The sequence below is a fragment of the Levilactobacillus lindianensis genome, from assembly GCF_003946095.1.
GTDB classification, from domain to species: Bacteria; Bacillota; Bacilli; order Lactobacillales; family Lactobacillaceae; genus Levilactobacillus; species Levilactobacillus lindianensis.
Window position 1 is genome coordinate 1 of sequence record NZ_RHOD01000053.1, and the last position, 3,495, is coordinate 3,495.

The window sequence follows — 3,495 nt, forward strand, 5'->3', positions numbered from 1 at the left end:
CGTGGCACTGAGTTTAGTGGGCTAGTATCACTTGAATCACAATATGGTATTAAGACCTATTACTGCCATGCTTATACGCCAGCTGAACGTGGTAGTAATGAACGCTTTAATCGGAATTTACGTTATTTTTATCCTAAGGGGACTCGTTTTGAGCACATTAGTGCTCAAGATTTAACGACGACGTTACTCCAAATTAACCAGCGACCGCTTAAAATACTCGATTGGCAAACACCGTATCTGCTCCTATGTCAATAAATGGCACATCTTTTTCTAAACACTCGTTCTAATTCTGTCGGAATTAAACCAACTGATGTAATTTGAGGTTCGGATTACCAAGTCCTCAAAATTGGAAAAAGTTGTTTGAAAGGCAAACTCTCTCTTCAACAATGAGTGAAAAGCTTCAATTGGCCCATTATCATAAGGATAACCTTGTTTTGAGTATGAGTGGCTAATCTGATGCCGTTCAAGTAAAGTTTCAACTTCGTTGCTGGTGTACTGTGAACCCATGTCAGAGTGAAAATATTGTGGCTTTTGATGACATTCAAGCGCCTGATTAATCGTTTCTACAACTAACGTCGCCTCCATCTGACGACCAATCTTGAAAGCAAGAACTTGATGAACCTTTGGTTCGTAAATAGAACTGAGATAAACCCAGGTTCCTGGACGTAATTCCAAATAAGTAATGTCAGCACGCCATATCCTTGCATTGGGCTGGTGCTTGATTAAATTGGGGCGTTGTGAATGATCCACATGAGTGCCAGGTTTTTTAAATCGCCGATTCATTAAAGAGTGAATCTCCATTTCCCTCATTAATCGTAAAATTCGTTTTGACCCAACACAGATGCCTGACTTGCGAAGCACCATCGTTATTCGTGGATAACCATAGGCACGATAATTATTTTCCCAAATCAATTCAATTTTTTCTTTGAGCTGATTATCAACACGTTCGTGTTGACTAGGTTGATATCTTTTCCAATGGTAATAGGTGCTGCGCGGTAATTTCAGTGCCGAAAGAATAATTGATAAGCGGTGTCGCAATAACTGATCTTCTATGAAGACAAGGCAATTAATTCGTCCTAATGCTTTCCCAGTAACACCGCCGCAGCTTTTAAAATTTCAAGTTCCTCCTTTAATCGCTGATTTTCCCTTTGAAGTTGTTTGAATTCTTTGGACGTTACTTCAGTACCGTCTTCTAGCTCAACTGATTTAGCGCCTTTAACCCAATTCCGAATTGAATCGGCTGAAGGACCGTATTCCTTGGATAATTCATCGGATCGTCGTCCCGCTTTAACCATCTCCACAATGGACTTTTTTAAGTCCTCTTCATAACGTGTAACCATAAATAAAAATGCTCCTATGATGATATTTTACCAAACTAGCAAAACTAGTCCGGAATCTCATCATAAGAGCATGTATACTTGTGTATAGTAAGTTTGCTGAACTGCAACAAATACAGGAGGAACAAATGTTTTTAGCAATTAGAGAGATTAAAAAAGAAAAACTACGGTACGGCTTGATTCTAACAGTCGTCGTCTTAATCAGTTATTTGATTTTCATTTTAAGTGCCCTGGCGCTCGGGCTGGCAACAGCTAACACCGCTGCGGTGGACAGCTGGCAGTCTAAGTCCTTTGTAATGACCAAAGACGCTAATGGCAATGCCGGACAGTCATTACTGACAACGAAACAGGTGGATCAGTTAAGCGACGACAAAACCGCAACACTTGGCATTACACCAGTTAATATGAAAATTGGCGGAAAACGTGAATCCGCACAATTCGTTGGGATGAATAACGACGAGTACATCGCTAAAAACCTACAATTAACCAAGGGGCACTTGCCAAAGGCAGCTAACGAAGTCGTCCTCGCTGACTCAGTTGATAAGGATATTTACGGTATGGGGGATAAAATTTCGATTGGGTTATCTGATACGAAATATAAAATCGTGGGTTATGCGAAAAATGCCACGTATAACACCGCACCTGTTATTTATGGCGCGTTAGCGCAATGGCGTGTCATTAAGGGCGTGTCAGATCAATTCCAAGGTAGCGTAGTTACTTCAAAAACGTCACAATCGGTCGATGATAAAGCATTAAAGACTTATTCATACCAAGCCTTTATCAATAAATTGCCAGGTTATACACCGCAAAAAGCGACGTTTGGTCTCATGATTGGCTTCCTGATTGTCATTTCATTGATTGTGATTACCATCTTCCTCTACATTCTAACGGTTCAAAAATTGCCTAACTTGGCAGTTTTGCGTGCACAAGGCATTCCAAATCGTTTCTTGGCCCAAAATACGTTATTTGAGACGTTCTTTATTATGGCAACTGGTATCGTCGTTGGTGCTGTACTATCGGCATTAACTGAATTTGGGATTCCAGATAGCGTACCAATGGCATTTGATTGGGGATTGATGGGACTCATTGCGGCCGGATTGATGGTAACCGGGTTACTGGGTGCAATCATTCCGATTCGTGTGATTAGTAAGATTGATCCGGTATCAGTAATTGGAGGTTAAAAAGATGCGTGAAGAAAAACTAGCCCTTGAACACGTGACGAAACAATTTGGTCAGAAAACTAATTTAGTTACGGCACTAGAAGACGTCAGTTTAGCGTTTAAAGCTGGTGAGGTGTCGCTTATCATTGGTCCTTCAGGATCTGGTAAAAGTACCTTGCTAACCATTTTAGGCGGGTTACAGACACCAACAGACGGCTCAGTTCGTTTGAATGGTCACGACATCAGTGATTTGAGTACCAAAGAAGCCGAAAAAACACGACTTGAACAAATCGGTTTCGTCTTACAGGCGTACAATCTCGTGCCATATTTAACCGTAGCAGACCAATTCAAACTTGTTGACCAGGTGAAGCCTAACAATAACCTCAGTCAAGATGGATTTGACAAAATTATTGAAACGCTAGGCATTCAAAAATTATTAAACAAATACCCTGGCGAATTGTCTGGCGGTCAACAACAGCGCGTTGCAATTGCCCGTGCGTTGTATACAGACCCGGCGATCATCCTAGCCGATGAACCTACGGCAGCATTAGATACGGCACGTGTCAAAGAAGTTGGCCAACTTTTTGCTAATATTGCGCATGACGAGGAAAAAGCAGTCGTCATCGTCACGCACGATGATCGTCTGCGAGAGTTTTCTGATAATGTCTACAAAATTGTCGACGGAAAACTATCTAATACGGACTGATTAACACACTTGCTCTTATGCTGATATTCCGGACTAGTTTTTCTCGTTTGGTAAAATATCATCATAAGAGCAATAGATTATTTAGTTATGTTTTTGTCGAGCTTGCATTTTTGCTAGTCCGCTTGTAGCAAGGGTTTCAGCCCAATATAATAACTAAAATTTATAAGGTTACTTTTCAAATGTGTTGATTATCCATTGCAGAGAAAAGAACACAATGGATGTAAGCTGATTCCTGAGACAACTTTTAAGAGAGCGTATAATGAATAAATCGTCTCTCAAAAGGAAGGAATTT

General features: G+C 40.7%; 4 protein-coding genes. 3 read left to right on the forward strand and 1 reads right to left on the reverse strand.

Going from position 1 to position 3,495, the window contains the following annotated elements; translation table 11 throughout:
- Nucleotides 1-255, forward strand: a 255-nt coding sequence (locus EKM70_RS11155; protein WP_125547808.1) for an IS30 family transposase, incomplete at its 5' end; no start/stop codon positions are given.
- Nucleotides 256-270: 15 nt separating this feature from the next.
- On the opposite strand, the gene EKM70_RS11160 is transcribed toward EKM70_RS11155, so the two are convergent.
- Nucleotides 271-1,340 (reverse strand): IS3 family transposase gene (locus tag EKM70_RS11160; RefSeq protein WP_112278733.1). Its coding sequence is split into 2 segments (ribosomal slippage): nt 271-1,112 and nt 1,112-1,340, totalling 1,071 coding nucleotides; the frame shifts between segments, so codons are not numbered across the junction.
- 125 nt (nt 1,341-1,465) lie between these two features.
- Between EKM70_RS11160 and EKM70_RS11165 the strand changes: the two genes are divergently transcribed.
- Together EKM70_RS11165 and EKM70_RS11170 are read left to right on the forward strand one after the other, a co-directional pair.
- Nucleotides 1,466-2,518, forward strand: coding sequence for an ABC transporter permease (locus tag EKM70_RS11165; RefSeq protein WP_046811107.1), 1,053 nt, complete (start codon nt 1,466-1,468; stop codon nt 2,516-2,518).
- Nucleotides 2,519-2,522: 4 nt separating this feature from the next.
- Complete coding sequence (locus tag EKM70_RS11170; protein WP_046811108.1) at nt 2,523-3,203, forward strand: ABC transporter ATP-binding protein; 681 nt, start codon at nt 2,523-2,525, stop codon at nt 3,201-3,203.
- Nucleotides 3,204-3,495: the final 292 nt, after the last annotated feature.